46 protein-coding genes and 1 pseudogene are annotated in these 26,359 nt (G+C 50.9%); 40 read left to right on the top strand and 7 right to left on the bottom strand.

The window, feature by feature from the left end:
* The 34 genes and pseudogenes from tuf to CUN67_RS18150 form a co-directional block, all read left to right on the top strand.
* Window positions 1–402, top strand: a pseudogene (gene tuf, locus CUN67_RS18315) (elongation factor Tu); the annotation flags it as partial.
* A 185-nt stretch (window positions 403–587) separates the two neighbouring features.
* The gene (gene bfd / locus CUN67_RS18310; RefSeq protein WP_013510772.1) at window positions 588–782 is read left to right on the top strand and encodes a bacterioferritin-associated ferredoxin; all 195 of its coding nucleotides are present in this window, start codon (window positions 588–590) and stop codon (window positions 780–782) included.
* A 101-nt stretch (window positions 783–883) separates the two neighbouring features.
* The gene (gene bfr, locus CUN67_RS18305) at window positions 884–1,375 is read left to right on the top strand and encodes a bacterioferritin (protein WP_208716710.1); all 492 of its coding nucleotides are present in this window, start codon (window positions 884–886) and stop codon (window positions 1,373–1,375) included.
* Window positions 1,376–1,687: 312 nt separating this feature from the next.
* Window positions 1,688–1,999 carry a 30S ribosomal protein S10 gene (gene rpsJ / locus CUN67_RS18300; protein WP_001181005.1) on the top strand — a complete coding sequence of 104 codons (312 nt, stop codon included), beginning with the start codon at window positions 1,688–1,690 and terminating at the stop codon, window positions 1,997–1,999.
* Window positions 2,000–2,031: 32 nt separating this feature from the next.
* Window positions 2,032–2,658, top strand: coding sequence for a 50S ribosomal protein L3 (rplC, locus tag CUN67_RS18295; RefSeq protein ID WP_208716709.1), 627 nt, complete (start codon window positions 2,032–2,034; stop codon window positions 2,656–2,658).
* Window positions 2,659–2,668: 10 nt separating this feature from the next.
* Window positions 2,669–3,274, top strand: coding sequence for a 50S ribosomal protein L4 (gene rplD, locus CUN67_RS18290; protein ID WP_013510769.1), 606 nt, complete (start codon window positions 2,669–2,671; stop codon window positions 3,272–3,274).
* The gene (gene rplW, locus CUN67_RS18285; protein ID WP_010618574.1) at window positions 3,271–3,573 is read left to right on the top strand and encodes a 50S ribosomal protein L23; all 303 of its coding nucleotides are present in this window, start codon (window positions 3,271–3,273) and stop codon (window positions 3,571–3,573) included. The genes rplD and rplW overlap by 4 nt, the downstream gene beginning before the upstream one ends.
* A 17-nt stretch (window positions 3,574–3,590) precedes the next feature.
* The gene (rplB, locus tag CUN67_RS18280; RefSeq protein ID WP_208716708.1) at window positions 3,591–4,412 is read left to right on the top strand and encodes a 50S ribosomal protein L2; all 822 of its coding nucleotides are present in this window, start codon (window positions 3,591–3,593) and stop codon (window positions 4,410–4,412) included.
* A gap of 16 nt (window positions 4,413–4,428) precedes the next feature.
* Window positions 4,429–4,707 (top strand): 30S ribosomal protein S19, encoded by a 279-nt coding sequence (gene rpsS, locus CUN67_RS18275; protein WP_001138115.1) that lies wholly within the window; start codon window positions 4,429–4,431, stop codon window positions 4,705–4,707.
* Window positions 4,708–4,720: 13 nt separating this feature from the next.
* Window positions 4,721–5,053: a 50S ribosomal protein L22 gene (rplV, locus tag CUN67_RS18270; RefSeq protein WP_007891659.1), complete on the top strand. Its 333-nt coding sequence runs from the start codon at window positions 4,721–4,723 to the stop codon at window positions 5,051–5,053.
* Between the two features lie 17 nt (window positions 5,054–5,070).
* Window positions 5,071–5,769 (top strand): 30S ribosomal protein S3, encoded by a 699-nt coding sequence (gene rpsC / locus CUN67_RS18265; RefSeq protein WP_009087585.1) that lies wholly within the window; start codon window positions 5,071–5,073, stop codon window positions 5,767–5,769.
* Window positions 5,770–5,781: 12 nt separating this feature from the next.
* Window positions 5,782–6,192, top strand: a complete 411-nt coding sequence (rplP, locus tag CUN67_RS18260; protein ID WP_002438716.1) for a 50S ribosomal protein L16 — start codon at window positions 5,782–5,784, stop codon at window positions 6,190–6,192.
* Window positions 6,192–6,383, top strand: a complete 192-nt coding sequence (gene rpmC / locus CUN67_RS18255) for a 50S ribosomal protein L29 (RefSeq protein WP_013510767.1) — start codon at window positions 6,192–6,194, stop codon at window positions 6,381–6,383. Before rplP ends, rpmC begins: the two co-directional genes overlap by 1 nt.
* Window positions 6,383–6,637 carry a 30S ribosomal protein S17 gene (gene rpsQ, locus CUN67_RS18250; protein WP_013510766.1) on the top strand — a complete coding sequence of 85 codons (255 nt, stop codon included), beginning with the start codon at window positions 6,383–6,385 and terminating at the stop codon, window positions 6,635–6,637. The genes rpmC and rpsQ overlap by 1 nt, the downstream gene beginning before the upstream one ends.
* Window positions 6,638–6,808: 171 nt before the next feature.
* A complete protein-coding gene (rplN, locus tag CUN67_RS18245; RefSeq protein ID WP_013510765.1) occupies window positions 6,809–7,180 on the top strand; it encodes a 50S ribosomal protein L14 in 372 nt (123 codons plus the stop codon).
* A 10-nt stretch (window positions 7,181–7,190) separates the two neighbouring features.
* Window positions 7,191–7,505 (top strand): 50S ribosomal protein L24, encoded by a 315-nt coding sequence (rplX, locus tag CUN67_RS18240; RefSeq protein ID WP_084877324.1) that lies wholly within the window; start codon window positions 7,191–7,193, stop codon window positions 7,503–7,505.
* Window positions 7,506–7,519: 14 nt separating this feature from the next.
* The gene (gene rplE, locus CUN67_RS18235; RefSeq protein ID WP_013510763.1) at window positions 7,520–8,059 is read left to right on the top strand and encodes a 50S ribosomal protein L5; all 540 of its coding nucleotides are present in this window, start codon (window positions 7,520–7,522) and stop codon (window positions 8,057–8,059) included.
* Between the two features lie 14 nt (window positions 8,060–8,073).
* A complete protein-coding gene (gene rpsN / locus CUN67_RS18230; RefSeq protein ID WP_006120592.1) occupies window positions 8,074–8,379 on the top strand; it encodes a 30S ribosomal protein S14 in 306 nt (101 codons plus the stop codon).
* A gap of 32 nt (window positions 8,380–8,411) precedes the next feature.
* On the top strand, window positions 8,412–8,804 hold the full coding sequence (rpsH, locus tag CUN67_RS18225; RefSeq protein ID WP_208716707.1) for a 30S ribosomal protein S8: 393 nt from the start codon (window positions 8,412–8,414) through the stop codon (window positions 8,802–8,804).
* 12 nt (window positions 8,805–8,816) lie between these two features.
* Entirely contained in the window at window positions 8,817–9,350 is a 534-nt protein-coding gene (gene rplF / locus CUN67_RS18220; protein ID WP_208716706.1) for a 50S ribosomal protein L6, read from the top strand.
* A gap of 9 nt (window positions 9,351–9,359) precedes the next feature.
* Entirely contained in the window at window positions 9,360–9,713 is a 354-nt protein-coding gene (rplR, locus tag CUN67_RS18215) for a 50S ribosomal protein L18 (RefSeq protein ID WP_013510760.1), read from the top strand.
* Between the two features lie 14 nt (window positions 9,714–9,727).
* A complete protein-coding gene (gene rpsE, locus CUN67_RS18210; RefSeq protein WP_013510759.1) occupies window positions 9,728–10,228 on the top strand; it encodes a 30S ribosomal protein S5 in 501 nt (166 codons plus the stop codon).
* Between the two features lie 5 nt (window positions 10,229–10,233).
* The gene (gene rpmD / locus CUN67_RS18205) at window positions 10,234–10,413 is read left to right on the top strand and encodes a 50S ribosomal protein L30 (protein ID WP_013510758.1); all 180 of its coding nucleotides are present in this window, start codon (window positions 10,234–10,236) and stop codon (window positions 10,411–10,413) included.
* Between the two features lie 3 nt (window positions 10,414–10,416).
* A complete protein-coding gene (rplO, locus tag CUN67_RS18200; RefSeq protein ID WP_208716705.1) occupies window positions 10,417–10,851 on the top strand; it encodes a 50S ribosomal protein L15 in 435 nt (144 codons plus the stop codon).
* A gap of 7 nt (window positions 10,852–10,858) precedes the next feature.
* Window positions 10,859–12,190, top strand: coding sequence for a preprotein translocase subunit SecY (gene secY / locus CUN67_RS18195; protein WP_013510756.1), 1,332 nt, complete (start codon window positions 10,859–10,861; stop codon window positions 12,188–12,190).
* A 32-nt stretch (window positions 12,191–12,222) separates the two neighbouring features.
* Entirely contained in the window at window positions 12,223–12,339 is a 117-nt protein-coding gene (rpmJ, locus tag CUN67_RS18190) for a 50S ribosomal protein L36 (protein ID WP_004160566.1), read from the top strand.
* A gap of 146 nt (window positions 12,340–12,485) precedes the next feature.
* Window positions 12,486–12,842: a 30S ribosomal protein S13 gene (rpsM, locus tag CUN67_RS18185; RefSeq protein WP_013510755.1), complete on the top strand. Its 357-nt coding sequence runs from the start codon at window positions 12,486–12,488 to the stop codon at window positions 12,840–12,842.
* Window positions 12,843–12,858: 16 nt separating this feature from the next.
* Window positions 12,859–13,248: a 30S ribosomal protein S11 gene (rpsK, locus tag CUN67_RS18180; protein ID WP_004160563.1), complete on the top strand. Its 390-nt coding sequence runs from the start codon at window positions 12,859–12,861 to the stop codon at window positions 13,246–13,248.
* A gap of 32 nt (window positions 13,249–13,280) precedes the next feature.
* Window positions 13,281–13,901 carry a 30S ribosomal protein S4 gene (rpsD, locus tag CUN67_RS18175; RefSeq protein ID WP_084877316.1) on the top strand — a complete coding sequence of 207 codons (621 nt, stop codon included), beginning with the start codon at window positions 13,281–13,283 and terminating at the stop codon, window positions 13,899–13,901.
* A 25-nt stretch (window positions 13,902–13,926) separates the two neighbouring features.
* Window positions 13,927–14,916 carry a DNA-directed RNA polymerase subunit alpha gene (locus CUN67_RS18170; protein WP_007891688.1) on the top strand — a complete coding sequence of 330 codons (990 nt, stop codon included), beginning with the start codon at window positions 13,927–13,929 and terminating at the stop codon, window positions 14,914–14,916.
* A 40-nt stretch (window positions 14,917–14,956) separates the two neighbouring features.
* Window positions 14,957–15,343 (top strand): 50S ribosomal protein L17, encoded by a 387-nt coding sequence (gene rplQ / locus CUN67_RS18165; protein ID WP_003850180.1) that lies wholly within the window; start codon window positions 14,957–14,959, stop codon window positions 15,341–15,343.
* A gap of 112 nt (window positions 15,344–15,455) precedes the next feature.
* The gene (locus tag CUN67_RS18160; protein WP_208716704.1) at window positions 15,456–15,827 is read left to right on the top strand and encodes a DUF1992 domain-containing protein; all 372 of its coding nucleotides are present in this window, start codon (window positions 15,456–15,458) and stop codon (window positions 15,825–15,827) included.
* A 1-nt stretch (window position 15,828) separates the two neighbouring features.
* Window positions 15,829–16,266: a Zn(2+)-responsive transcriptional regulator gene (gene zntR / locus CUN67_RS18155; RefSeq protein ID WP_208716703.1), complete on the top strand. Its 438-nt coding sequence runs from the start codon at window positions 15,829–15,831 to the stop codon at window positions 16,264–16,266.
* 49 nt (window positions 16,267–16,315) lie between these two features.
* Window positions 16,316–16,516, top strand: a complete 201-nt coding sequence (locus tag CUN67_RS18150; protein WP_208716702.1) for an alternative ribosome-rescue factor A — start codon at window positions 16,316–16,318, stop codon at window positions 16,514–16,516.
* A 35-nt stretch (window positions 16,517–16,551) separates the two neighbouring features.
* Here CUN67_RS18150 and mscL read toward each other — a convergent pair whose 3' ends face one another.
* The 5 genes from mscL to def all read right to left on the bottom strand — a co-directional run bounded on the left by mscL (window position 16,552) and on the right by def (window position 21,297).
* Window positions 16,552–16,962, bottom strand: coding sequence for a large-conductance mechanosensitive channel protein MscL (mscL, locus tag CUN67_RS18145; protein WP_208716701.1), 411 nt, complete (start codon window positions 16,960–16,962; stop codon window positions 16,552–16,554).
* Between the two features lie 114 nt (window positions 16,963–17,076).
* Complete coding sequence (gene trkA / locus CUN67_RS18140; protein WP_084877300.1) at window positions 17,077–18,453, bottom strand: Trk system potassium transporter TrkA; 1,377 nt, start codon at window positions 18,451–18,453, stop codon at window positions 17,077–17,079.
* A gap of 30 nt (window positions 18,454–18,483) precedes the next feature.
* Window positions 18,484–19,770 (bottom strand): 16S rRNA (cytosine(967)-C(5))-methyltransferase RsmB, encoded by a 1,287-nt coding sequence (gene rsmB / locus CUN67_RS18135; RefSeq protein ID WP_208716700.1) that lies wholly within the window; start codon window positions 19,768–19,770, stop codon window positions 18,484–18,486.
* Window positions 19,771–19,818: 48 nt separating this feature from the next.
* Window positions 19,819–20,763 (bottom strand): methionyl-tRNA formyltransferase, encoded by a 945-nt coding sequence (fmt, locus tag CUN67_RS18130; RefSeq protein WP_208716699.1) that lies wholly within the window; start codon window positions 20,761–20,763, stop codon window positions 19,819–19,821.
* Window positions 20,764–20,784: 21 nt separating this feature from the next.
* Window positions 20,785–21,297, bottom strand: a complete 513-nt coding sequence (gene def, locus CUN67_RS18125; protein ID WP_084877293.1) for a peptide deformylase — start codon at window positions 21,295–21,297, stop codon at window positions 20,785–20,787.
* A 117-nt stretch (window positions 21,298–21,414) separates the two neighbouring features.
* Between def and dprA the strand changes: the two genes are divergently transcribed.
* From dprA to CUN67_RS18095, 6 genes are read left to right on the top strand one after another with little or no spacing between them, the layout of a single operon-like run.
* Window positions 21,415–22,539, top strand: coding sequence for a DNA-protecting protein DprA (gene dprA, locus CUN67_RS18120; RefSeq protein WP_208716698.1), 1,125 nt, complete (start codon window positions 21,415–21,417; stop codon window positions 22,537–22,539).
* A complete protein-coding gene (smg, locus tag CUN67_RS18115) occupies window positions 22,511–22,984 on the top strand; it encodes a DUF494 family protein Smg (RefSeq protein ID WP_084877288.1) in 474 nt (157 codons plus the stop codon). Before dprA ends, smg begins: the two co-directional genes overlap by 29 nt.
* Before the next feature lie 24 nt (window positions 22,985–23,008).
* Window positions 23,009–23,563, top strand: coding sequence for a DNA topoisomerase family protein (locus CUN67_RS18110; RefSeq protein WP_208716697.1), 555 nt, complete (start codon window positions 23,009–23,011; stop codon window positions 23,561–23,563).
* On the top strand, window positions 23,563–24,135 hold the full coding sequence (gene tsaC, locus CUN67_RS18105; protein ID WP_208717262.1) for an L-threonylcarbamoyladenylate synthase type 1 TsaC: 573 nt from the start codon (window positions 23,563–23,565) through the stop codon (window positions 24,133–24,135). The genes CUN67_RS18110 and tsaC overlap by 1 nt, the downstream gene beginning before the upstream one ends.
* 3 nt (window positions 24,136–24,138) lie before the next feature.
* Window positions 24,139–24,957 (top strand): shikimate dehydrogenase, encoded by an 819-nt coding sequence (gene aroE / locus CUN67_RS18100; protein WP_208716696.1) that lies wholly within the window; start codon window positions 24,139–24,141, stop codon window positions 24,955–24,957.
* Entirely contained in the window at window positions 24,954–25,202 is a 249-nt protein-coding gene (locus CUN67_RS18095; protein ID WP_208716695.1) for a DUF1488 domain-containing protein, read from the top strand. Before aroE ends, CUN67_RS18095 begins: the two co-directional genes overlap by 4 nt.
* Here CUN67_RS18095 and CUN67_RS18090 read toward each other — a convergent pair.
* The gene (locus CUN67_RS18090) at window positions 25,178–25,732 is read right to left on the bottom strand and encodes a gamma carbonic anhydrase family protein (protein ID WP_208716694.1); all 555 of its coding nucleotides are present in this window, start codon (window positions 25,730–25,732) and stop codon (window positions 25,178–25,180) included. The genes CUN67_RS18095 and CUN67_RS18090 overlap by 25 nt on opposite strands.
* 412 nt (window positions 25,733–26,144) lie before the next feature.
* Window positions 26,145–26,359, bottom strand: a 215-nt coding sequence (locus CUN67_RS30280) for a hypothetical protein (RefSeq protein WP_217621297.1), incomplete at its 5' end; no start/stop codon positions are given.

The following is a 26,359-nucleotide window of genomic DNA, read 5'->3' as shown; positions in this document are numbered from 1 at the left end:
TTCCGCAAACTGCTGGATCAGGGTCAGGCTGGTGAAAACTGTGGTGTTCTGCTGCGCGGTATCAAGCGTGAAGACATCCAGCGTGGTCAGGTACTGGCTAAGCCGGGTACCATCAAGCCGCACACTCAGTTCGAGTCAGAAGTTTACGTTCTGTCTAAAGACGAAGGCGGCCGTCATACTCCGTTCTTCAAAGGCTACCGTCCTCAGTTCTACTTCCGTACAACTGACGTAACCGGTTCAGTAGAACTGCCGGAAGGCGTAGAGATGGTAATGCCGGGCGACAACATCAAAATGGTTGTTACCCTGATTCACCCGATCGCGATGGACGAAGGTCTGCGCTTCGCAATCCGCGAAGGCGGCCGTACCGTTGGTGCGGGCGTTGTTGCTAAAGTTATCGCTTAATTGCGTTGACACAGGTGGCTGCTTCGGTAGCCATCTGAGCAATTGAAAAAAGAGCACTTCGGTGCTCTTTTTTTATGCTGAAAATTCCTCGCAGATGGATGTTAATCCCACACAAAATCCAGGTTTGAAATAAAAACCATTCTCATTTACACTTTGATCAGAAATTGTACTGGAGTCCGCAGTAAATGTACGTCTGTCTGTGTAATGCCGTGAGTGATAAAACCCTCCGCGAGGTGGTCCGCCGCTATCAGCCTAAATCTATTCAGCATTTGCGCCAGCTGGTTCCTATTGGAAAACAGTGTGGTAAATGCATTCGCGCTGCGCGTGAGATTATGGATGACGAATTGCAGCAGGTGCCGCTATACAAAGAAATTGCCTGATGCCAGACCTGCTTTGGTAATAACCACAAAAACTGTCGCGTTTTTTTGACTTCTTTTTATCCGCATCTACGCTCTAATGAACTGGAAGCGGAGGAAGCGAAATGAAGGGCGACACTAAAATCATAAATCATCTCAACAAATTGCTGGGGAATGAGCTGGTTGCAATCAATCAGTACTTTCTTCATGCGCGCATGTTCAAAAACTGGGGCCTGATACGCCTCAATGATGTGGAATACCACGAATCCATTGATGAAATGAAGCATGCGGACAAGTACATTGAACGCATTCTTTTTCTTGAAGGGATTCCCAATCTGCAGGATCTGGGTCGGTTGCGTATTGGTGAAGATGTTCCGGAAATGCTGCAGTCTGACCTGGCGCTGGAACTGGAAGGTGCGAAGGACCTGCGCGAAGCGATTGCCTATGCGGATAAAGTTCACGATTATGTCAGTCGTGACATGATGATCGAGATTCTGGCAGAGGAAGAGCATCATATCGACTGGCTGGAAACCGAGCTGGATTTGGTGAGCAAGATTGGTCTCCCGAATTACCTGCAATCGCAAATTCAGGTCAGAGAGGAGGAGGGGGGCAGCTGATAGTATTATCTTTGCTGTGCATCTCCGCCCGCTGCGATTTGCGATCAACGCGGGCTTTTCTTTTCCTTTCTCTCGCTATTCTGATTAAAAACACACCACGGGTTGCTTCCTGAACAGATTTGCGTATAATGCGCGGGCCTGCCGATATTGGCAGGCGCGATTCGAGCAGAATCGCAGGTGGCTGTAAGCTAGGCCGCCTGACAATACTCCCAATTGGGGAGTTATATGCTGAACGATTACACTCCCCCATCAATCGTAATGGGTGTGGGTAGTAATTTTTTTCGTTTATAAAATGTTTGGAGCTCTGGTCTCATGCAGAACCAAAGAATCCGTATCCGTCTTAAAGCGTTTGATCATCGCCTGATCGATCAATCAACCGCGGAAATCGTTGAGACTGCCAAGCGCACTGGTGCGCAGGTACGTGGTCCGATCCCGCTGCCGACTCGCAAAGAGCGCTTCACCGTTCTGATCTCTCCGCACGTTAACAAAGATGCGCGTGATCAGTACGAAATCCGCACTCACAAGCGTCTGGTAGACATCGTTGAGCCAACTGAAAAAACCGTTGATGCTCTGATGCGTCTGGATCTGGCTGCCGGTGTAGACGTGCAGATCAGCCTGGGTTAATCAGGTCATCGAGCGATTGAGAGGTTGAAACAATGATTGGTTTAGTCGGTAAAAAAGTGGGCATGACCCGCATCTTCACTGAAGATGGCGTATCTATCCCCGTCACCGTAATCGAAGTTGAAGCAAACCGCGTTACCCAGGTCAAAGGTCTGGAGAACGATGGTTACCAGGCGATCCAGGTTACCACCGGTGCTAAAAAAGCTAACCGTGTGACCAAACCGGAAGCAGGTCATTTTGCTAAAGCTGGCGTTGAAGCTGGCCGTGGTCTGTGGGAATTCCGCACCGAAGGTGAGGAATACTCTGTTGGCCAGAGCATCAGTGTTGAAATTTTCGCTGACGTTAAAAAAGTAGACGTAACCGGTACCTCTAAAGGTAAAGGTTTCGCAGGTACCGTTAAGCGCTGGAACTTCCGTACCCAGGACGCGACTCACGGTAACTCCTTGTCTCACCGCGTACCGGGTTCTATCGGTCAGAACCAGACTCCGGGCAAAGTGTTCAAAGGCAAGAAAATGGCTGGCCAGCTGGGTAATGAGCGCGTAACCGTTCAGAGCCTGGAAGTAGTACGTGTTGACGCTGAGCGCAACCTGCTGCTGGTGAAAGGTGCTGTTCCGGGTGCGACCGGTAGCGACCTGATCGTTAAACCAGCTGTGAAGGCGTAAGGGGATAGCAATGGAATTAGTATTGAAAGACGCGCAGAGCGCGCTGACTGTTTCCGAAACTACCTTCGGTCGTGATTTCAACGAAGCGCTGGTTCACCAGGTTGTTGTTGCTTACGCTGCTGGTGCTCGTCAGGGTACTCGTGCGCAGAAAACTCGTGCTGAAGTAACTGGTTCAGGCAAAAAGCCGTGGCGCCAGAAAGGTACCGGCCGTGCGCGTTCAGGTTCTATCAAGAGCCCGATCTGGCGTTCAGGTGGCGTGACCTTCGCTGCACGTCCGCAGGACCACAGTCAAAAAGTTAACAAAAAGATGTACCGCGGCGCGCTGAAAAGCATCCTGTCCGAACTGGTACGTCAGGACCGTCTGATCGTTGTCGAGTCGTTCTCTGTTGAAGCACCGAAAACCAAGCTGCTGGCACAGAAACTGAAAGACATGGCGCTGGAAGACGTGCTGATCATCACCGGTGAACTGGATGAGAATCTGTTCCTGGCTGCGCGTAACCTGTACAAGGTTGACGTGCGTGATGCAGCGGGTATCGACCCAGTTAGCCTGATCGCCTTCGACAAAGTCGTTATGACTGCTGAAGCAGTTAAGCAAGTTGAGGAGATGCTGGCATGATCCGTGAAGAACGTCTGCTGAAAGTACTGCGCGCGCCGCACGTATCTGAAAAAGCATCTACCGCGATGGAAAAAACCAATACCATCGTTCTCAAAGTTGCTAAAGACGCGACCAAAGCAGAGATCGTTGCTGCTGTCGAGAAACTGTTCGAAGTAGAAGTTAAAGACGTAAACACCCTGGTTGTTAAGGGTAAAGTTAAGCGTCACGGACAGCGTATCGGTCGTCGTAGCGACTGGAAAAAAGCTTACGTCACCCTGAAAGAAGGCCAGAACCTGGACTTCGTCGGCGGCGCTGAGTAAGTCGGAGGAGAAAGACAATGGCAGTTGTTAAATGTAAACCGACATCTCCGGGTCGTCGTCACGTAGTTAAAGTGGTGAACCCTGAGCTGCACAAAGGCAAGCCTTTTGCCGCGCTGGTTGAAAAAAACAGCAAATCCGGTGGTCGTAACAACAATGGTCGTATCACTACCCGTCATATCGGTGGTGGTCATAAGCAGGCTTACCGTATTGTTGACTTCAAACGCAACAAAGATGGTATCCCGGCAGTTGTTGAGCGTCTTGAGTACGATCCGAACCGTTCTGCGAACATCGCACTGGTTCTGTACAAAGATGGCGAACGCCGTTACATCCTGGCCCCTAAAGGCCTGAAAGCTGGCGACCAGATTCAGTCTGGCGTTGATGCTGCGATTAAAGCAGGTAACACCCTGCCGATGCGTAACATCCCAGTTGGTTCTACTGTGCACAACGTAGAAATGAAACCAGGCAAAGGCGGTCAGATTGCTCGCTCAGCTGGTGCTTACGTGCAGATCGTTGCGCGTGAAGGTTCCTACGTGACCCTGCGTCTGCGTTCAGGTGAAATGCGTAAAGTCGAAGCTGACTGCCGCGCAACTCTGGGCGAAGTCGGTAACGCTGAGCACATGCTGCGCGTTCTGGGTAAAGCCGGTGCAACCCGTTGGCGTGGTGTTCGTCCTACCGTTCGCGGTACTGCGATGAACCCAGTCGATCACCCGCACGGTGGTGGTGAAGGTCGTAACTTTGGTAAGCACCCGGTAACGCCGTGGGGCATTCAGACCAAAGGTAAGAAGACCCGTAGCAACAAGCGTACTGATAAATTTATCGTACGTCGCCGTAGCAAATAATTTTAGAGGATAAGCCATGCCACGTTCTCTCAAGAAAGGTCCTTTTATTGACCTGCACTTGCTGAAGAAGGTAGAGAAAGCGGTGGAAAGCGGAGACAAGAAGCCCCTGCGCACCTGGTCCCGTCGTTCAACGATCTTCCCTAACATGATCGGTTTGACCATCGCTGTCCATAATGGTCGTCAGCACGTTCCTGTCTTTGTTTCCGACGAAATGGTCGGCCACAAGCTGGGTGAATTTGCACCGACACGTACTTATCGCGGCCACGCTGCTGATAAGAAAGCCAAGAAGAAATAAGTAGGAGGAAGAGATGGAAACTATTGCTCAACATCGCCATGCTCGTTCTTCTGCTCAGAAGGTTCGCCTCGTTGCTGACCTGATTCGCGGTAAGAAAGTGTCGCAGGCTCTGGATATTCTGACTTACACCAACAAGAAAGCGGCTGTACTGGTTAAGAAAGTCCTGGAATCTGCCATTGCTAACGCCGAACACAACGATGGCGCTGATATCGACGATCTGAAAGTTGCGAAAATTTTCGTAGACGAAGGCCCAAGCATGAAGCGCATTATGCCGCGTGCAAAAGGTCGTGCAGATCGCATCCTGAAGCGCACCAGCCACATTACTGTGGTTGTGTCCGATCGCTGAGACTCTGGAGACTAGCAATGGGTCAGAAAGTACATCCTAATGGTATTCGCCTGGGTATTGTAAAACCATGGAACTCTACCTGGTTTGCGAACACCAAAGAATTCGCTGACAACCTGGACAGCGATTTTAAAGTACGTCAGTTCCTGACTAAAGAACTGGCAAAAGCGTCTGTATCTCGTATCGTTATCGAGCGTCCGGCTAAGAGCATCCGTGTGACCATTCACACTGCTCGCCCGGGTATCGTTATCGGTAAGAAAGGTGAAGACGTAGAAAAACTGCGTACGGTCGTCGCGAATATCGCTGGCGTTCCTGCACAGATCAACATCGCTGAAGTCCGTAAACCGGAACTGGACGCGAAACTGGTAGCTGACAGCATCACTTCACAGCTGGAGCGTCGTGTGATGTTCCGTCGTGCTATGAAGCGTGCAGTACAGAACGCCATGCGTCTGGGCGCGAAGGGTATCAAAGTTGAAGTTAGCGGCCGTCTGGGCGGCGCGGAAATCGCACGTACCGAATGGTACCGCGAAGGTCGCGTACCGTTGCACACTCTGCGTGCTGACATTGACTACAACACCTCTGAAGCGCACACCACTTATGGTGTAATCGGCGTTAAGGTATGGATCTTCAAAGGTGAGATCCTGGGTGGTATGGCTGCTGTTGAACAACCGGAACCGGCTGCTCAACCTAAAAAGCAGCAGCGTAAAGGCCGTAAGTAAGGAGAGTCGCTGATGTTACAACCAAAGCGTACGAAATTCCGTAAAGTGCACAAAGGCCGTAACCGCGGTCTGGCGCAGGGTACGGATGTTAGCTTCGGTACTTTCGGTCTGAAAGCTGTTGGCCGTGGTCGTCTGACTGCACGTCAGATCGAAGCAGCACGTCGTGCTATGACCCGTGCAGTTAAGCGTCAAGGTAAGATCTGGATCCGTGTATTCCCGGACAAACCGATCACCGAGAAGCCGCTGGAAGTGCGTATGGGTAAAGGTAAGGGTAACGTGGAGTATTGGGTTGCCCTGATCCAGCCTGGTAAAGTCCTGTATGAAATGGACGGCGTACCGGAAGAGCTGGCCCGTGAAGCATTCAAGCTGGCAGCAGCAAAACTGCCTATCAAAACCACCTTTGTAACTAAGACGGTGATGTAATGAAAGCAACTGAGCTGCGTGAAAAAAGCGTTGAAGAGCTGAACGCTGAGCTGCTTAACCTGCTGCGTGAGCAGTTTAACCTGCGCATGCAGGCAGCATCTGGCCAACTGCAGCAGACCCATCTGCTGAAGAATGTGCGCCGTGATGTTGCACGTGTTAAGACTTTACTGACTGAGAAGGCGGGTTCGTAATGACCGATAAAATCCGTACTCTGCAAGGTCGTGTTGTTAGTGACAAAATGCAGAAATCTGCAGTTGTTGCTATCGAGCGTTTCGTGAAGCACCCGATCTACGGTAAATTCATTAAGCGTACGACTAAGCTGCACATCCATGACGAGAACAACGAATGCGGTATCGGCGACGTGGTTGAAATCCGCGAATGCCGTCCGCTGTCCAAGACTAAGTCCTGGACTCTGGTTCGCGTTGTAGAGAAAGCGGTTCTGTAATAGAATCTGCTTCCTCTAAAAAACAAAATGAACGGCTCCCCACGAGCCGTTCATTTTTTCTACCCATATTCGAGAACCGGTGTTATAATGCCGCGCCCTCAATTATGGGGCTTTTTAACGACCTGAGGTTTTGGGTCCCGAAGTAGTAGTTGACATTAGCGGAGCACTAAAATGATCCAAGAACAGACTATGCTGAACGTCGCCGACAACTCCGGTGCACGTCGCGTAATGTGTATCAAGGTTCTGGGTGGCTCGCACCGTCGCTACGCAGGCGTCGGCGATATCATCAAAGTTACCATCAAGGAAGCAATTCCGCGTGGTAAGGTGAAAAAAGGTGATGTCCTGAAGGCGGTAGTGGTGCGCACCAAGAAGGGTGTTCGTCGCCCGGACGGTTCTGTCATTCGCTTCGATGGCAACTCTTGCGTTATTTTGAACAATAACTCAGAGCAGCCTATCGGAACGCGTATTTTTGGGCCGGTAACTCGTGAACTTCGTACTGAAAAGTTCATGAAAATTATCTCTCTGGCACCAGAAGTACTCTAAGGAGCGAACAATGGCAGCGAAAATCCGTCGTAACGATGAAGTTATCGTGTTGACCGGCAAAGATAAAGGTAAACGCGGTAAAGTAAAGAATGTCCTGACTTCTGGTAAGGTCATCGTTGAAGGTATCAACCTGGTTAAGAAACACTCAAAGCCGGTTCCGGCTCTGAACCAACCAGGTGGCATCGTTGAAAAAGAAGCCGCTATTCAGGTTTCTAACGTTGCAATCTTCAATGCGGCAACCGGCAAGGCTGACCGTGTAGGCTTTAGATTCGAAGAAGGCAAAAAAGTCCGTTTCTTCAAGTCTAATAGCGAAACTATCAAGTAATTTGGAGTAGTACGATGGCGAAACTGCATGATTACTACAAAGACGAAGTAGTCCAGAAACTCATGACTGAGTTCGGCTACAATTCTGTCATGCAAGTCCCTCGGGTCGAGAAGATCACCCTGAACATGGGTGTTGGTGAAGCGATCGCTGACAAGAAACTGCTGGATAACGCAGCAGCAGATCTGGCAGCAATCTCCGGTCAAAAACCGCTGATCACCAAAGCACGCAAATCAGTTGCAGGCTTCAAAATCCGTCAGGGCTATCCGATCGGCTGTAAAGTAACTCTGCGCGGCGAGCGCATGTGGGAGTTCTTTGAGCGCCTGATCACTATTGCTGTACCGCGTATCCGTGACTTCCGTGGCTTGTCTGCGAAGTCTTTCGACGGTCGTGGTAACTACAGCATGGGCGTTCGTGAGCAGATCATCTTCCCAGAAATCGACTACGACAAAGTCGATCGCGTTCGTGGTTTGGATATTACCATTACCACTACTGCGAAATCTGATGATGAAGGCCGTGCTCTGCTGGCTGCCTTTGACTTCCCGTTCCGCAAGTAAGGTAGGGTTACTTCATGGCTAAGCAATCTATGAAAGCACGCGAAGTTAAGCGTGTGAAATTAGCAGACAAGTTCTTCGCAAAACGCGCTGAGCTGAAAGCGATCATTTCTGATGTGAACGCTTCTGACGAAGATCGTTGGGATGCCGTTCTCAAGCTGCAGAGTCTGCCGCGTGATTCCAGCCCTTCACGTCAGCGTAACCGCTGCCGTCAAACAGGTCGTCCGCACGGTTTCCTGCGGAAGTTTGGGTTGAGCCGTATCAAGGTCCGTGAAGCCGCAATGCGCGGTGAAATCCCGGGTCTGAAAAAGGCAAGCTGGTAATTGTCACCATTTGAATCACGGGAGTAACACAGATGAGCATGCAAGATCCGATCGCGGATATGCTGACCCGTATCCGTAACGGTCAGGCCGCGAACAAAGTTGCGGTCTCTATGCCTTCCTCCAAGCTGAAAGTGGCAATTGCCAACGTGCTGAAGGAAGAAGGCTATATTCAAGATTTTAAAATCGAAGGCGACATCAAGCCGGAACTGGAACTGACTCTTAAGTATTTCCAGGGTAAAGCTGTTGTAGATAACATTCAGCGTGTTAGCCGTCCTGGTCTGCGCATCTATAAGAAAAAAGATGAGCTGCCAAAAGTAATGGCTGGTCTGGGCATCGCTGTAATTTCTACATCTAAAGGTGTTATGACTGATCGTGCAGCGCGCCAGGCTGGTCTTGGTGGCGAAATTATCTGCTACGTAGCGTAATCGGAGGAAAACATGTCTCGTGTTGCAAAAGCACCTGTCGTTGTTCCTGCCGGCGTAGAGGTAAAACTCAACGGTCAGGAAGTTTCGATCAAAGGTAAAAACGGCGAGCTGACTCGTACTATCAACCAGGCTGTTGAAGTTAAGCATGCAGACAACGCCCTGACTTTCGCTCCGCGCGAAGGTTATGCGGATGGTTGGGCACAGGCAGGTACTGCCCGTGCGCTGCTGAACGGCATGGTTATTGGTGTTACCGAAGGCTTCACCAAGAAGCTGCAATTGGTCGGTGTTGGTTATCGTGCAGCTGTAAAAGGCAACTCTGTGAGTCTGGCCCTGGGCTTCTCTCACCCTGTTGACCATGCACTGCCGGCTGGCATCACTGCCGAATGCCCAACTCAGACTGAAATCGTGCTGAAAGGCGCTGATAAGCAGTTGATTGGTCAGGTTGCAGCTGATCTGCGCGCCTACCGTCGTCCTGAGCCTTACAAAGGCAAGGGTGTTCGTTACGCCGACGAAGTCGTGCGTACCAAAGAGGCTAAGAAGAAGTAAGGTAACACTATGGATAAGAAATCTGCTCGTATCCGTCGTGCGACCCGTGCACGTCGCAAGCTCAAAGAGCTGGGTGCTACTCGCCTGGTGGTACATCGTACCCCGCGTCACATTTACGCACAGGTAATCGCCCCGAACGGTTCCGAAGTTCTGGTTGCTGCTTCTACTGTAGAAAAAGCTATCGCTGAACAACTGAAGTATACCGGCAACAAAGACGCCGCTGCAGCTGTAGGTAAAGCTCTGGCTGAGCGCGCAATCGAAAAAGGCATCAAAGATGTTTCTTTCGACCGTTCCGGTTTCCAATATCATGGTCGCGTCCAGGCACTAGCAGATGCTGCTCGTGAAGCTGGCCTTCAGTTCTAAGGTAGAGGTCTAAGATGGCACACATCGAGAAACAAGCTGGCGAACTGCAGGAAAAACTGATCGCGGTAAACCGTGTATCTAAAACTGTTAAAGGTGGTCGTATTTTCTCCTTCACAGCTCTGACTGTGGTAGGTGATGGTAACGGTCGCGTCGGTTTTGGTTACGGTAAAGCGCGCGAAGTTCCAGCAGCGATCCAGAAAGCGATGGAAAAAGCCCGTCGCAATATGATTAACGTCGCGCTGACTCACGGCACCCTGCAGCACCCTGTTAAAGGTGCGCACACGGGTTCTCGTGTGTTCATGCAGCCGGCTTCTGAAGGTACCGGTATCATCGCCGGTGGTGCAATGCGCGCTGTTCTGGAAGTCGCTGGAGTTCATAACGTTCTGGCAAAAGCCTATGGTTCCACCAACCCGATCAACGTGGTTCGTGCAACTATCGACGGCCTGGGCAATATGAAATCTCCGGAAATGGTCGCTGCCAAGCGTGGTAAATCCGTTGAAGAAATTCTGGGGTAATCACCATGGCGAAGACTATTAAAATTACACAAACCCGTAGCTCAATCGGCCGCCTGCCTAAGCATAAAGCCACTCTGGTTGGTCTGGGTCTGCGTCGTATTGGTCACACCGTTGAGCGTGAAGACACGCCGGCTGTACGCGGTATGATCAACGCGATTTCCTACATGCTGAAAGTGGAGGAGTAAGAGATGCGTTTAAACACTCTGTCTCCGGCCGAAGGGTCTAAACACGCTTCTAAGCGTTTGGGTCGTGGTATCGGTTCTGGCCTCGGTAAAACCGGCGGTCGTGGTCACAAAGGTCAGAAGTCTCGTTCTGGCGGTGGCGTACGTCGTGGTTTCGAGGGTGGTCAGATGCCTCTGTACCGTCGTCTGCCGAAGTTCGGTTTCACTTCTCGCAAAGCAATGGTTACTGCAGAGATTCGTCTCTCTGACCTGGCGAAAGTTGAAGGCGGTATCGTTGACCTGAACACGCTGAAAGCAGCAAACATTATCGGTGTTCAGATTGAATTTGCGAAAGTGATTCTGTCTGGTGAAGTTTCTGCACCGGTAACGGTTCGCGGTCTGCGTGTCACCAAAGGTGCTCGTGCTGCAATCGAAGCTGCTGGCGGTAAAATCGAGGAATAAGTAGCAGATGGCAAAGCAACCGGGATTAGATTTTCAAAGTGCCAAAGGTGGCTTTGGTGAACTGAAGCGCAGACTACTGTTTGTTATCGGTGCACTGATTGTCTTCCGTATTGGCTCTTTTATTCCAATCCCCGGTATCGATGCCACTGTACTTGCCAAACTGCTTGAGCAACAGCGTGGCACCATCATTGAAATGTTTAACATGTTCTCTGGTGGTGCTCTCAGTCGTGCCTCAATCTTTGCACTGGGTATTATGCCGTATATTTCGGCCTCTATTATTATCCAGCTGCTGACGGTGGTTCATCCGGCGTTAGCGGAGATTAAGAAAGAAGGGGAGGCTGGCCGTCGTAAGATTAGCCAGTATACCCGTTATGGCACGCTGGTTTTGGCCGTATTCCAGTCGATCGGTATTGCTACCGGTCTGCCGAATATGCCTGGAATGCAGGGTCTGGTGATTAATCCAGGCTTTGCCTTCTACTTTACCGCTGTTGTGAGTCTGGTTACTGGAACAATGTTCCTGATGTGGCTGGGCGAACAGATTACTGAACGTGGTATCGGTAACGGTATTTCGATCATTATCTTTGCTGGTATCGTTGCGGGTCTCCCGCCGGCCATTGGCCATACCATCGAGCAAGCGCGGCAAGGTGACCTGCACTTCCTCCTGTTGCTGTTGGTTGCAGTTCTCGTATTCGCAGTGACCTTCTTCGTTGTTTTCGTGGAACGTGGTCAGCGCCGTATTGTGGTGAACTACGCTAAACGTCAGCAAGGTCGTCGTGTTTATGCTGCACAGAGCACACATTTACCGTTGAAAGTGAACATGGCAGGGGTTATCCCGGCAATCTTCGCTTCCAGCATTATCCTGTTCCCGGCAACGATAGCATCCTGGTTCGGGGGCGGTACCGGTTGGAACTGGCTGACAACAATTTCGCTGTATTTGCAGCCAGGACAGCCGCTTTATGTGCTACTCTATGCGACTGCAATCATCTTCTTCTGTTTCTTCTACACGGCGTTGGTTTTCAACCCGCGTGAAACAGCAGATAACCTGAAGAAGTCTGGTGCATTCGTACCGGGAATTCGTCCGGGAGAGCAAACGGCGAAGTATATCGATAAAGTAATGACACGTCTGACCTTAATCGGCGCACTGTATATTACCTTTATCTGCCTGATCCCGGAGTTCATGCGTGATGCCATGAAGGTTCCCTTCTACTTTGGCGGTACTTCACTGCTCATCGTAGTGGTTGTCATCATGGACTTTATGGCTCAAGTGCAAACTCTGATGATGTCGAGTCAGTACGAGTCTGCATTGAAGAAAGCTAACCTGAAAGGCTACGGCCGTTAATTCAGGCGCTTGAGAAGTTACGGAGAGTAAAAATGAAAGTTCGTGCTTCCGTCAAGAAATTATGTCGTAACTGCAAAATCATCCGTCGCGACGGTGTCGTACGTGTGATCTGCAGCGCCGAGCCTAAGCATAAACAGCGCCAGGGCTGATTTTCTCACATATTTTTCTTGCAAAGTCGGGTTGAGCTGGCTAGATTAGCCAGCCAATCTTTTGTATGTCGATGCGTTTCCATTTGAGTATCCTGAAAACGGGCTTTTCAGCATGGTTCGCATTTATTTAATTATAGGAGTGCATAGTGGCCCGTATAGCAGGCATTAACATTCCTGATCAAAAACACACCGTTATCGCATTAACTTCGATTTTCGGTATCGGCAAAACCCGTTCTAAAGCCATCTGTGCTGAAACGGGCATCGCTGAAAATGTTAAGATCAGTGAGCTGTCTGAAGAACAAATTGATCAGCTGCGTGATGCAGTTGCGAAATTCGTTGTAGAAGGTGATCTGCGCCGTGAAATCACCCTGAGCATCAAGCGTCTGATGGACCTTGGTTGCTATCGTGGTTTGCGCCATCGTCGTGGTCTGCCAGTGCGCGGTCAGCGTACCAAGACCAACGCACGTACCCGTAAGGGTCCGCGTAAACCGATCAAGAAATAATCGGGGTGAGTAAATAATGGCAAAGGCACCAGTTCGTGCACGTAAGCGTGTAAGAAAGCAAGTCTCAGATGGCGTGGCTCACGTCCATGCTTCTTTTAACAACACCATCGTTACCATTACTGATCGTCAGGGTAACGCACTGGGTTGGGCAACCGCCGGTGGTTCCGGTTTCCGCGGTTCACGTAAATCTACCCCGTTTGCTGCTCAGGTCGCTGCAGAGCGCTGTGCAGAAGCCGTGAAAGATTACGGTATTAAGAACCTGGAAGTTATGGTTAAGGGTCCGGGTCCGGGTCGCGAATCTACTATTCGTGCTCTGAACGCCGCTGGTTTCCGCATCACTAATATTACTGATGTGACTCCGATCCCTCACAACGGTTGTCGTCCGCCGAAAAAACGTCGCGTATAACGCCTCGTTTTTAGGATAGTTGGAGAAAGAAAATGGCAAGATATTTGGGTCCTAAGCTCAAGCTGAGCCGTCGTGAGGGCACTGACTTATTCCTTAAGTCTGGTGTTCGCGCGATCGATTCCAAGTGCAAAATTGAACAAGCCCCTGGTCAGCATGGTGCGCGTAAACCGCGTCTGTCTGATTACGGCGGTCAGTTACGTGAAAAGCAAAAAGTTCGTCGTATCTACGGCGTGCTGGAGCGTCAGTTCCGTAACTACTATAAAGAAGCAGCGCGTCTGAAAGGCAACACCGGTGAAAACCTGTTAGCTCTGCTGGAAGGTCGTCTGGATAACGTAGTTTACCGTATGGGTTTTGGTGCCACTCGTGCAGAGTCACGTCAGCTGGTTAGCCACAAATCTATCCTGGTGAACGGCCGCGTTGTTAACATCGCTTCTTATCAGGTATCTCCGAATGATGTCGTTAGCATCCGTGAGAAAGCCAAAAAGCAATCTCGCGTGAAGGCCGCTCTGGAGCTGGCTGAGCAGCGTGAAAAGCCAACCTGGCTGGAAGTTGATGCGACTAAGATGGAAGGTGTGTTCAAGCGTATTCCTGAGCGTACTGATCTGTCTGCGGACATTAACGAACACCTGATCGTCGAGCTTTACTCTAAGTAAAGCTTAGTACCAAAGAGAGGACACAATGCAGGGTTCTGTGACAGAGTTTCTAAAACCGCGCCTGGTAGATATCGAGCAAGTGAGTTCGACGCACGCCAAGGTGACCCTTGAGCCGTTAGAGCGTGGCTTTGGCCATACTCTTGGCAACGCACTGCGCCGTATTCTGCTTTCTTCCATGCCGGGTTGCGCGGTGACCGAGGTTGAGATTGATGGCGTGCTCCACGAGTACTCCACCAAAGAGGGCGTACAGGAAGATATCCTGGAAATCCTGCTTAACCTGAAAGGGCTGGCGGTAAGAGTTCAGGGTAAAGATGAAGTCATTCTGACCTTGAATAAATCTGGCATTGGCCCTGTGACTGCAGCCGACATTACCCACGACGGTGATGTCGAAATCGTCAAGCCGCAGCATGTGATCTGCCATCTGACCGATGAAAACGCATCTATTAGCATGCGTATCAAAGTTCAGCGTGGTCGTGGTTATGTGCCGGCTTCTGCCCGAATTCATTCGGAAGAAGATGAGCGCCCAATCGGCCGTCTGTTAGTTGACGCATGCTACAGCCCTGTAGACCGTATCGCCTACAATGTTGAAGCAGCGCGTGTTGAACAGCGTACCGACCTGGACAAGCTGGTCATCGAAATGGAAACCAACGGCACAATCGATCCTGAAGAGGCGATTCGTCGTGCGGCAACCATCCTGGCAGAACAACTGGAAGCTTTCGTTGACTTACGTGATGTACGTCAGCCGGAAGTGAAAGAAGAGAAACCAGAATTCGATCCGATCCTGCTGCGCCCTGTTGACGATCTGGAATTGACTGTCCGCTCTGCTAACTGCCTTAAGGCAGAAGCTATCCACTACATCGGTGATCTGGTACAGCGTACCGAGGTTGAGCTGCTCAAAACGCCTAACCTGGGTAAAAAATCTCTTACCGAGATTAAAGACGTGCTGGCCTCACGTGGTCTGTCTCTGGGCATGCGCCTGGAAAACTGGCCACCGGCAAGCATCGCTGATGAATAACCGGATCACAGGTTAAGGTTTCACTGAGAAGGATAAGGTCATGCGCCATCGTAAGAGTGGTCGTCAACTGAACCGTAACAGCAGCCATCGTCAGGCTATGTTCCGCAACATGGCTGGTTCTCTGGTTCGTCATGAGATCATTAAGACGACTCTGCCGAAAGCCAAAGAGCTGCGTCGCGTAGTTGAGCCGCTGATTACTCTTGCCAAGACCGACAGCGTAGCTAATCGTCGTCTGGCATTCGCCCGCACTCGTGATAACGAGATCGTGGCAAAACTGTTTAATGAGCTGGGCCCGCGTTTCGCGAGCCGTGCCGGTGGTTACACTCGTATTCTGAAGTGTGGCTTCCGTGCTGGTGACAACGCTCCGATGGCATACATCGAGCTGGTTGATCGTCCAGAAGCTCAAGCAGAAGCTGCTGCAGAGTAATTTGCAGTAACGTAAAAGACCCGCTTCGGCGGGTTTTTTATTACCTGTCGTTTCTTCCCATTTCCCCCCCTTCCGCTATGCTGATGGCTGATATCCCGATCAGGAGCGACTCATGTGGTTAATTGATCAACTTGCCGAACAGCACATTCTTGCTGCTCAGGAAAAAGGTGAACTTAGCAATTTGCCTGGTGAGGGTGCGCCGTTGCAACTCGATGATGAAAGTGGTGTCCCTGAAGAACTGCGTACGGGGTACCGGTTGTTGAAGAATGCCGGATTTTTACCGCCAGAGTTGGAAATGCGCCGTGAAGCCATGCAAGTTCAGGATCTGCTTCGGGAATTGGATCCTGATGATCATCAGGCCCATGAACTATCGAAACGACTGAGTTTACTGGAGCTCAAATTACGTCAGGCGGGAATGAGTACCGGGTTTCTGCGTGGCGAGTATAGTGATGCGATTAAACAGCGTCTGATGCAGGAGAAATAATATGTACCGTATCGGTCAGCTAGCCAAAATGGCAGATGTCACACCTGACACCATTCGTTTTTATGAAAAACAACAGATGATGGATCATGAAGTCAGAACCGAAGGGGGATTTCGTTTATATAGTGATGATGACTTACAACGTCTGCGCTTTATCCGTTATGGGCGTCAGCTGGGGTTTAGCCTCGATTCTATTCGTGGGTTATTATCGATCCGCATCGATCCTGAACATCATACCTGTCAGGAATCTAAAGCTATTGTGGCGAAGCGTCTTGATGAGGTCAGTTTAATGATTGCTGAGTTGCAAACTATCCAGCGTTCGTTGCAGCGACTGGCGGAAACCTGCTGTGGTGATTTACATAGCAGCGCCTGTTGCTCAATCCTGGAGGCCCTGGAGAATGGAGAAGAACCGCATCCGGAAATTTGCTGTAGTAAGGATTGAATTTATGGCGCAAAGGCCTATAGTTGCGCAATCACTAACCGGAGGGAATATGAGCCGTTATCAGCACCAAAAAGGTCAGATTAAAGACAACGCTATCGAGGCATTATTACACGATCCGCTCTTTCGCCAGCGTGTAGAACAGAATCAAAAAGGGAAAGGTAGCTATCGTCGCAAAGACAAATATGCGAAACGAGGTAGCTGGGAGGCCAGTGGTAAGCAAAGCTGTTTACCACTGGCCTTCTGGTTTTAATCATAAAAAACCGCCTGGTCAGGCGGTTCCTTGAATCAGATTTTGTTATTTTGTTGTTTAAGCAGGTCACGAATTTCCGTCAGTAACAACTCTTCGTTGGATGGTTTTGGATCCGGCTTTTCCACTTCTTTCTTTTTATACAATTTATTCATGAGCTTGATAGCGATAAAAATGGCAAGCGCCACGATTACGAAATCAAAAATACTCTGAATAAACACGCCGTATTCCATCACTACAGGCGCTACTGCGCCTTCTGCGGGTTTGAGTACCCATTTGAATTGCTTAAAATCGACCCCGCCGATCAGCAAGCCTAATGGTGGCATGATGATATTAGCCACCAGCGATGAAACAATTTTACCGAAAGCGGCACCGATAATCACACCAACTGCGAGGTCAACCACATTGCCACGCATCGCAAAATCACGAAACTCTTTGAAAAAACTCATTGTTATCTCCTTGTCCTGGCCAATGCCTAAAGTTTAACAAACCTTTCAACATTTGCCATTACAACAAGGGATTAAGTTGGATTATCACGGCGGGCAACGGATTGCCCGCAGCGATTACAGGAAGAAGGGGCTTGGTTGGAATAGCCGTTCGACATCTGGCACAAACTTCTTGTCGGTCAGGAACATGATCACATGATCCCCCTGTTCTACGCGCACGTTATCATTAGCAATGATCACTTCATCGCCACGCACTACAGCACCAATGATGGTGCCGGGTGGCAATTTAATATCTTCAATCAGGCGTCCGACCACGCGTGAAGTTGTCTCTTCACCATGAGCGATCGCTTCGATCGCCTCAGCGATACCGCGGCGTAATGATGAAACACCGACAATGTCAGCTTTACGCACGTGTCCCAACAGCGCGGAAATGGTGGCCTGCTGCGGTGAAATAGCAATATCGATCACGCTCCCCTGAACCAGATCAACATAGGCCCGGCGTTGGATCAACACCATGACCTTTTTCGCTCCCATTTTCTTCGCCAGCATTGCTGACATGATGTTGGCTTCATCGTCGTTGGTTACAGCAATAAACAGATCGATTTGATCGACATGTTCTTCTGCCAGCAACTCCTGATCCGAAGCATCACCGTAGAATACGATCGTATCCTGCAACTGCTCGGCCAGTTCAGCCGCACGTTGCGGATTTCGTTCGATTAACTTGACGCTGTACTGTTTTTCCAGACGCTGCGCCAGGCCAAAGCCAATATTCCCGCCGCCAACCAACATGATGCGTTTGTAGGGTTTTTCCAGACGCTGCATCTCGCTCATCACCGCACGAATATGTTGGCTTGCCGCGATAAAGAAGACTTCATCACCCGCTTCAACGATAGTTGAACCCTGCGGACGAATCGGGCGATCCTGGCGGAAGATGGCGGCAACACGGGTATCGATATGCGGCATGTGTTCGCGCAAAATGGAGAGCGGATTCCCCACCAGTGGCCCACCATAATAGGCTTTGACCACAGCCAGACTCACTTTTCCTTCGGCAAAGTTCACCACCTGCAGCGCGCCGGGATACTGGATCAACCGGTAGATATTGTCGATCACCAGTTGTTCAGGTGAGATCAAATGGTCGATTGGCACCGCTTCGGGTACAAACAGTTTTTCAGCGTCTCGCAGATAATCGGCCGCACGAATACGGGCAATACGGTTTGGCGTATTGAAAAGCGAATAGGCGATCTGACAAGCGATCATATTGGTTTCGTCCGAACTGGTTACGGCAACCAGCATATCGGCATCCTCAGCACCCGCTTCGCGCAGAATGCGTGGATGAGAACCATGACCGTGTACGACGCGCAGATCAAATTTGTCCTGTAACTGACGCAAACGGGTGGGGTCACTGTCCACCACGGTAATGTCGTTGTTTTCACCTACCAGGTTTTCTGCGAGGGTTCCGCCGACCTGTCCGGCACCGAGGATAATAATTTTCATCGCGATGAGCTCTTGTCAGATTGCGCCGTATTATTTTTTCATCAACTTAGCGTAGAAGAAACCATCTCCGCCATCTGTGCTGGGAAATACCTGCCAGCCATTCGCCTGGCCTTGCGGCAATGTCTCAGCTGTCGCATCGGGATGGGTGTCCAGAAATGCGCTGATTTGCTGATGGTTTTCTTCCGGCAGGATCGAGCAGGTGGCGTAAAGCAGTGTGCCCCCGCTTTTCAGTCGTGGCCATACCGCTGCGAGGATTTCACGTTGCAGGCTGGCCAGTTCGGCGACATCCCGATCGCGTCGCAGCCATTTAATATCGGGATGGCGACGAATCACTCCGGTTGCCGAACAGGGGGCATCCAGCAGAATACGGTCAAATTGCTGATCACCACACCATTGTGTCGGGGTACGGCCATCTCCCTGACGCACATCTGCCTGCATGCCGAGGCGTTGCAGATTGTCCTTTACGCGCACCAGACGTTGCTCATCAATATCGACGGCTAACACCTGCGCCTGCGGTGCGATTTCAAGGATATGGGTGGTTTTTCCACCCGGGGCGGCACAAAGATCGAGGATGGTTTCGCCATTCTGTGGTTCAAGCAACAACGCGCAGCGCTGTGCGGATAAATCCTGCACCGTTACCCAGCCCTGATCGAAACCGGGTAACTGCCCGACAGGAGCCGGAGCTTCCAGACGCAGTGCATCAGGGGCATCCCCCGGGAAAGCGTTCTTTTCTGCCTGCGCAAGTAATGCCAGCCATGCGTCACGAGAGTGATGCTGACGATTGACGCGCAGCCACATTGGCGGGCGCTGATTATTCGCTTCAACAATCTGCTCCCACTGCTCAGGCCATGCGGTTTGCAAACGTTTAAGCAACCAGCCGGGATGTAAATAGCGCTGCGTACCCTGATCCACTTCAGCTACCAGCGCTTCCTGCTGACGCTGGAACTGGCGCAATACGCCATTGAGTAATCCTTTCAGGTTGGCACGCTTCAGCACCTCAGCACCGGCCACGGTTTCCGCCAGCGCAGCATGGGGCGGTATCCGGGTATACAGCAACTGATACAGTCCGACCATAATCAGATAATGGAGAACGCGCTGTTTGCCGGTTAAGGGGCGCTCCATCAGCTTGCCAATTAATGCTTCAAGCTGCGGCAAGGTACGCATGACGCCAAAGCAGAGCTCCTGCAATAACGCAGCGTCTTTATCGGACAGCGCTTTTTGCGCACCAGGCAGAATAGCGCTCAGCGATTCGCCTTTATCCACTACGCGTTCAATTAGTTGCGCGGCCAGGCTACGCAGGTTTGTCGTTTTTTTCATGCAATTCATTCATCAAACAAAAAGCCCGGTATTAACCGGGCTATGGGATCAGGCCAGAATGCTGCCAGGAGTGAACCATTCGCGGCGCGAGTTAAGCAGATCCTGTGCGGACATGGCTTTTTTACCGGCAGGCTGTAGCGAGAGCAAATTCAGAACACCATCAGCCGTCGCAATCTGAATACCTTGCTTATCGGCATGAAGTATTTCACCAGGCTGTTTGGCCTGATGAGGTAACACGCTGGCTTGCCAGACTTTCACCGGTTGATCATCAACCATGAAATAGCTCATCGGCCAGGGATTGAATGCGCGAATACAACGTTCGAGTTGTGCGGCAGACAGCGTCCAGTCGAGACGGGCCTCTTCTTTGCTCAACTTCTCAGCGTAGCTGACCAGCGCTTCGTCCTGTTTTTCCGGCTGGATACTGTCGTTAGCCAGCTGCGCCAGTGTCTTCAGCATTCCTTCAGGGCCGAGTTGCGCTAACTTGTCATACAGCGTGGCACTGGTGTCATGTTCGGTAATCGGACAGGCGAGTTTATACAGCATGTCGCCGGTATCCAGGCCTACATCCATCTGCATAATGGTCACGCCGGTTTCGGCATCGCCAGCCCAGAGTGAACGTTGAATCGGCGCGGCACCACGCCAGCGCGGCAGCAGTGAACCGTGAACATTGATACAACCCAGACGCGGCATATCCAGCACTGCTTTTGGCAGAATCAGGCCATAAGCCACCACCACCATGACATCAGCTTGCAAGTCGGCGACCAGATGCTGGTTCTCTGCAGGTTTTAATGATTTCGGCTGAAAAACCGGAACGTCATGAGCCTGTGCCAGTACTTTTACCGGGCTGGGCGTGAGTTTGTTGCCACGCCCGGCAGGGCGATCGGGCTGCGTGAAGACGCCAACCACCTGATGCTCAGAAGCAAGCAACGCGTCAAGATGACGCGCTGCAAAGTCAGGTGTACCGGCAAAGATGATTTTTAGCGGTGCGGACACAGTTTAACCTTCTATTTGCACTCAGGATGCGCGTGCATTCTGGCGTGCCAGTTTTTCCAGTTTCTGTTTAATGCGCTGACGTTTCAGCGGGGACAGATAATCAATAAAAAGTTTGCCATCAAGATGGTCGATTTCATGCTGAATGCAGATCGCCAGCAAGCCATCGGTTTCAAGCTCGAAAGTGTTGCCATCACGATCCTGCGCGCGCACTTTCACCCACTCGGCGCGCGGTACAAAAGCGCGTTGTTCCGGGATGGAGAGACAACCTTCTTCGATGCCGGTTTCGCCGCCTTTTTCCAGCAACTCCGGGTTGATCAACACCAGACGCTCTTCACGGCTTTCCGACACATCAATCACGATAATGCGCTGATGAATATCAACCTGAGTCGCCGCAAGGCCAATGCCTTCTTCGGCGTACATCGTTTCAAACATGTCATCGACGATGCGTTGCACCCCAGCATCGACGGTTTTCACCGGTGCCGCGATTTTGCGAAGACGGTCATCAGGGTAATGTAATACCTGCAAAACTGACATAAATTTCCAGATCTGTATGCGTTAAAGAAAAGATTACTACCTCATATTGTAGACTTTTTGGGGCCTGATTGACAGCATTGCACCGCATAATGACACCGGCTGAACAGGGAGTGAGGCGTGGATAAAATTGAGTGGATGCTCAGGCTGGCAAATGTGAAAGGACTCAGCGGGCAGCAGGTCCGTCATCTGGCGGAAAGGCTGCAAACTACCGGGCATATGGATGATGATTTAATGGCGTCGCAGCGACTGAGCGAAGCGCAGCGAAAACAATTTCATACGCTATGTCCACGGCAGCTTTTACGCACCCACCAGTGGCTGGAGAATCCACAACATCAGCTGCTTTCGGTGCTGGATAGCGATTTTCCCCCTGCGCTGGCTGAAATCAGTCGTTTTCCTTCATTATTGTATGTGGTGGGTAATGTCGCAGCATTACATACCCCGCAACTTGCTGTCGTCGGGAGCCGCCGCTGTTCGCATTATGGAAGAGAGTGGGGAGGCTATTTTACACAACAACTGGCGGTGAATGGATTGACCATCACCAGCGGTCTGGCGCTGGGTGTCGATGGCATAGCCCATCGGGCTGCACTCAATGCGTCTGGTAAAACCATCGCGGTATTGGGAAGTGGGCTGAAACATATCTATCCGAAAAGTCATCGTCAGCTGGCACAGGATATCGTTAACAACGGCGGCGCACTGGTTTCGGAGTTTCCTCTGGATATGGCCCCGTATGCGGTCAATTTTCCACGGCGTAATCGTATTATCAGCGGGCTGAGTCTCGGCGTGCTGGTGGTAGAAGCCTCTTTTAAAAGCGGTTCACTGGTGACGGCGCGTTATGCACTGGAACAAAACCGCAATGTTTATGCCTTGCCTGGTGCATTGGGTAACCCAGGCAGTGAAGGGACGCACTGGTTAATACAGCAGGGTGCGTTGCTGGTTGTGCATCCTGATAATATTCTCGAAGATCTGCATTCCACGCTTCGCTGGTTGCCTGCAACAACCTCAGAAACAATATATTCACAAGACAGTGACGATGTTCCATTGCCATTTGCAGACGTGTTGGCTAACGTAGGTGATGAGGTTACACCTGTTGACGTCGTCGCTGAACGTGCCGGCCAACCTGTGCCAGTTATCTCAGCCCAGTTGCTGGAGCTGGAGTTAGCAGGATGGATCGCAGCTGTACCCGGCGGCTATGTCCGATTGAGGAGGGCATGCCATGTTCGACGTACTTATGTACTTGTTTGAGACCTATATCCACAACGAAGCCGAAATGCGCGTTGATCAGGATAAATTGACCGATGATTTAACTGATGCCGGTTTTCATCGTGAAGATATCTACAATGCGTTGAATTGGCTTGAGAGACTGGCGGATTACCAGGAAGGTTTGGTTGCGCCAGTGTTGCTGGCGAACGATCCGCTCTCAATGCGAATCTACACGGAGGAAGAGAGCCTGCGTCTGGATGCCGAATGTCGTGGTTTTATTCTGTTCCTGGAACAAATTCAGGTGCTGAATATGGAAACTCGCGAAATGGTTATCGAACGTGTGATGGCCCTCGATACCCTCGAATTCGATCTGGAAGATCTCAAATGGGTGGTGCTGATGGTGTTGTTTAACATCCCAGGATGCGAAAATGCCTATCAGCAAATGGAAGAACTGTTATTCGACGTCAATGAAGGTATGCTGCATTAATTTGCGATTGATGCATCGGGTTATATGAGTAAATCAGCACTATTTACCGTGCGTAAACATGATCCCTGCCCCGCTTGCGGGGCAGATCTGGTGATACGTGCCGGCAAACATGGTCCATTTCTTGGCTGTGCCAACTTTCCTGTCTGCGAGTATATCCGCCCGCTGAAAAACCAGGGCGATGGTCATATCGTTAAAGTCCTGGAAGGCCATGCTTGCCCGCAGTGCGGCGCTGATAAAGTGCTGCGTCAGGGACGCTTTGGCATGTTTGTCGGATGTAGCCACTATCCTGAATGTGATTATACGGAAACGATTGATAAGCCTGACGAGACGGCTATTGCTTGTCCACAGTGTCAAAGCGGGAAGCTGGTTCAGCGTCGTTCGCGCTATGGTAAGACGTTCCACTCCTGCGATCGTTATCCAGACTGCCAGTTTGCGCTGAATGCGACCCCTGTGGAGGGCGTCTGCCCGCACTGCCAATTCCCTCTATTAATTGAAAAGAAAACCGCGCAGGGCAAGAAACGTTTCTGCGCCAGTAAGCGCTGCGGTAAACCCGTTGTGCAGGACAATGAATTACCATGATGCAAAATCACTCTTCAGCGGAAAGTCTGGATTTCTGTATTCAACAGTTACAGCAACATGCGGTGATCGCCTATCCCACAGAGGCGGTCTTTGGTCTGGGATGCGACCCGGACAGCGAAAGTGCTGTGATGTCATTGCTGGCGCTGAAACAGCGGCCAGTCGAAAAAGGATTGATCCTGATTGCCGCCGACTATACTCAGCTGGAACCCTACGTCGCTGATCAGGAACTTTCCGTGGTGCAGCGTGAACGTATGTTTGCCTGCTGGCCAGGACCGGTCACGTTTGTTGTACCAGCATCGCCACACACGCCGCGTTGGTTAACCGGACGTTTTGACTCGCTGGCGATTCGCGTTAGCGATCATCCTGATGTGCAGGCGTTATGCCGACGTTTTGGCAAACCGCTGGTTTCAACCAGTGCCAATCTTTCAGGTGAACCGCCGTGCCGTACTGTTGCGGAAGTCGCTCAGCAATTTGGTGCTGAGTTTCCGGTCTTAGCCGGTGATACTGGCGGGCGTCTTAATCCTTCTGAAATTCGCGACGTTATCAGCGGCGAACTTATCCGTCAGGGCTAATTTATGGAAAACTTTGCCGTTTTTGGTAACCCGATCGAGCACAGTAAATCACCTTTTATCCATCGCTTGTTCGCAGAGCAAACGGGAATTGAACATCACTATGGTCGCGTATGTGCACCTGTGGATGGTTTCCCGCAGGCAATCAGCGAGTTTTTTTCGTCGGGTGGGAAAGGGGCGAACGTTACGCTGCCATTCAAACAACAGGCGTGGGAGTTTGCCGATGAGCTCAGCGAGCGAGCGGCATTGTCAGGTGCGGTCAATACGTTGAAGAAGGATGCGCAAGGTCAGATTCTGGGTGATAACACGGATGGTATCGGCTTACTGAGTGATCTTGAGCGGCTTGATATGATCCGTCCCGGAGACCGGGTGTTGCTGGTGGGAGCGGGAGGAGCGGCACGCGGCGTGATTTTGCCTCTGCTTTCATTAGGATGTTCCCTCACAGTGGCGAATCGTACAGTTGAAAAGGCGGAGCTGCTTGCGGATATTTTTAAGCATAGCGGAGCTATTCATGGCTGCGGTTTTACCTCTCTGGCCGGTCAGTCATTTGATCTGATTATCAATGCCACTTCCAGCGGTGTGAAAGGCGATGTGCCGCCACTACCTGCTTCATTGATTTCTCACCATACGCGCTGTTATGACATGTTTTACCAGCCAGGTCTGACGCCGTTTTTGCTTTGGTGCCAGCAGCAAGGGGCACAGCAACTCGCCGATGGGCTGGGCATGCTGGTGGGGCAGGCAGCGCATGCTTTTCAGTTATGGCATGGTGTGATGCCTGAGATCACCCCCGTGATTGCGCAATTAAAGCAGGCGATGCAGCCGTGAATCAGGCTATTCAGTTCCCTGATCGGGAAGAGTGGGATCAACACCAGCAGGCGGTGTGTTTTCCGGCGATGGTTAATGGTATGGGGCTGATGTGCGCGATCTCAGTTACGTCTTTACATGACCGATTCGGTGAGGGAGAAGCGATGGCGCTGTTTAGCGCCCATCGCTGGGATCTGGAAGACGAAGCTGAACAACTTATTCGCAATGATGAGGTAGATAATCAGGGCTGGGTCTGGCTTTCCTGAGCGAGATAATCGTTTTTCCAGCCAACATAGTTGTTGGCAGAGTAACGAAGCCCTTCGATTTCGGCTTCATTTAGTGGGCGAATTTGTTTCACCGGGCTGCCTAAATACAGGTAGCCACTTTCCAGACGCTTTCCGGGTGGAACCAGGCTACCTGCGCCAATCATCACATCCTCTTCTACTATTACACCATCCAGCAGAATCGATCCCATGCCAACCAGAACGCGATCGCCGATGGTGCAGCCATGCAGCATAGCTTTATGACCTACCGTGACATCTGCGCCAATCACCAGGGGATAACCCGTCGGATTGCTGGCTGACTTATGCGTCACATGAAGTACGCTGCCATCCTGAATATTGGTTCGTGCGCCAATGATCACCTGATTTACGTCACCACGAATGGCGACCAGCGGCCAGATGCTGACATCGTCTCCTAATACAACATCGCCGACGACAACACTGCTTTTGTCGATCATGACGCGATCGCCAGTTTGCGGGTAGCTGCTTTTATAGGGACGTAGGGCTGTGGACATGATCTTTCTCCTTTCTCTCATTTATGCCTAGCCTGAGCGCGATCGATGCGGCAGACAAGCGAATTATTGAGCGGATCGTTCGTGATCTCAGCAGAAAGGATGAAAACTCGCCACTCGAATCAAAAGATCGAAAAAAGGGGTTGTGCAAAAAAATCGGATCCCTATAATGCGCCTCCACTGACACGGCAAAGCGGCAACGCAGACGGTCAGCGAGGGACGAAGTGATTCATCCCGCCGGAGAAAGTCGCTGAAAAAAGTGATTGACTCTGAAGGAGGAAAGCGTAATATACGCCACCTCGCGACAGACGGTTAACCCGCTGTTCGCACCGCTCTTTAACAATTTATCAGACAATCTGTGTGGGCACTCGCAGGATTGATATCAAAAGTCTACGGACTTAAAAAATATCAAGTCTCAAGAGTGAACACGTAATTCATTACGAAGTTTAATTCTTTGAGCATCAAACTTAAATTGAAGAGTTTGATCATGGCTCAGATTGAACGCTGGCGGCAGGCCTAACACATGCAAGTCGAACGGTAGCACAGAGGAGCTTGCTCCTTGGGTGACGAGTGGCGGACGGGTGAGTAATGTCTGGGGATCTGCCCGATGGAGGGGGATAACTACTGGAA

The organism is Pantoea cypripedii (genome assembly GCF_011395035.1).
GTDB classification, from domain to species: domain Bacteria; phylum Pseudomonadota; class Gammaproteobacteria; order Enterobacterales; family Enterobacteriaceae; genus Pantoea; species Pantoea cypripedii_A.
The sequence above is the reverse complement of the archived record's forward strand: the minus strand, read 5'-3'. Positions and strand labels throughout refer to the sequence as shown.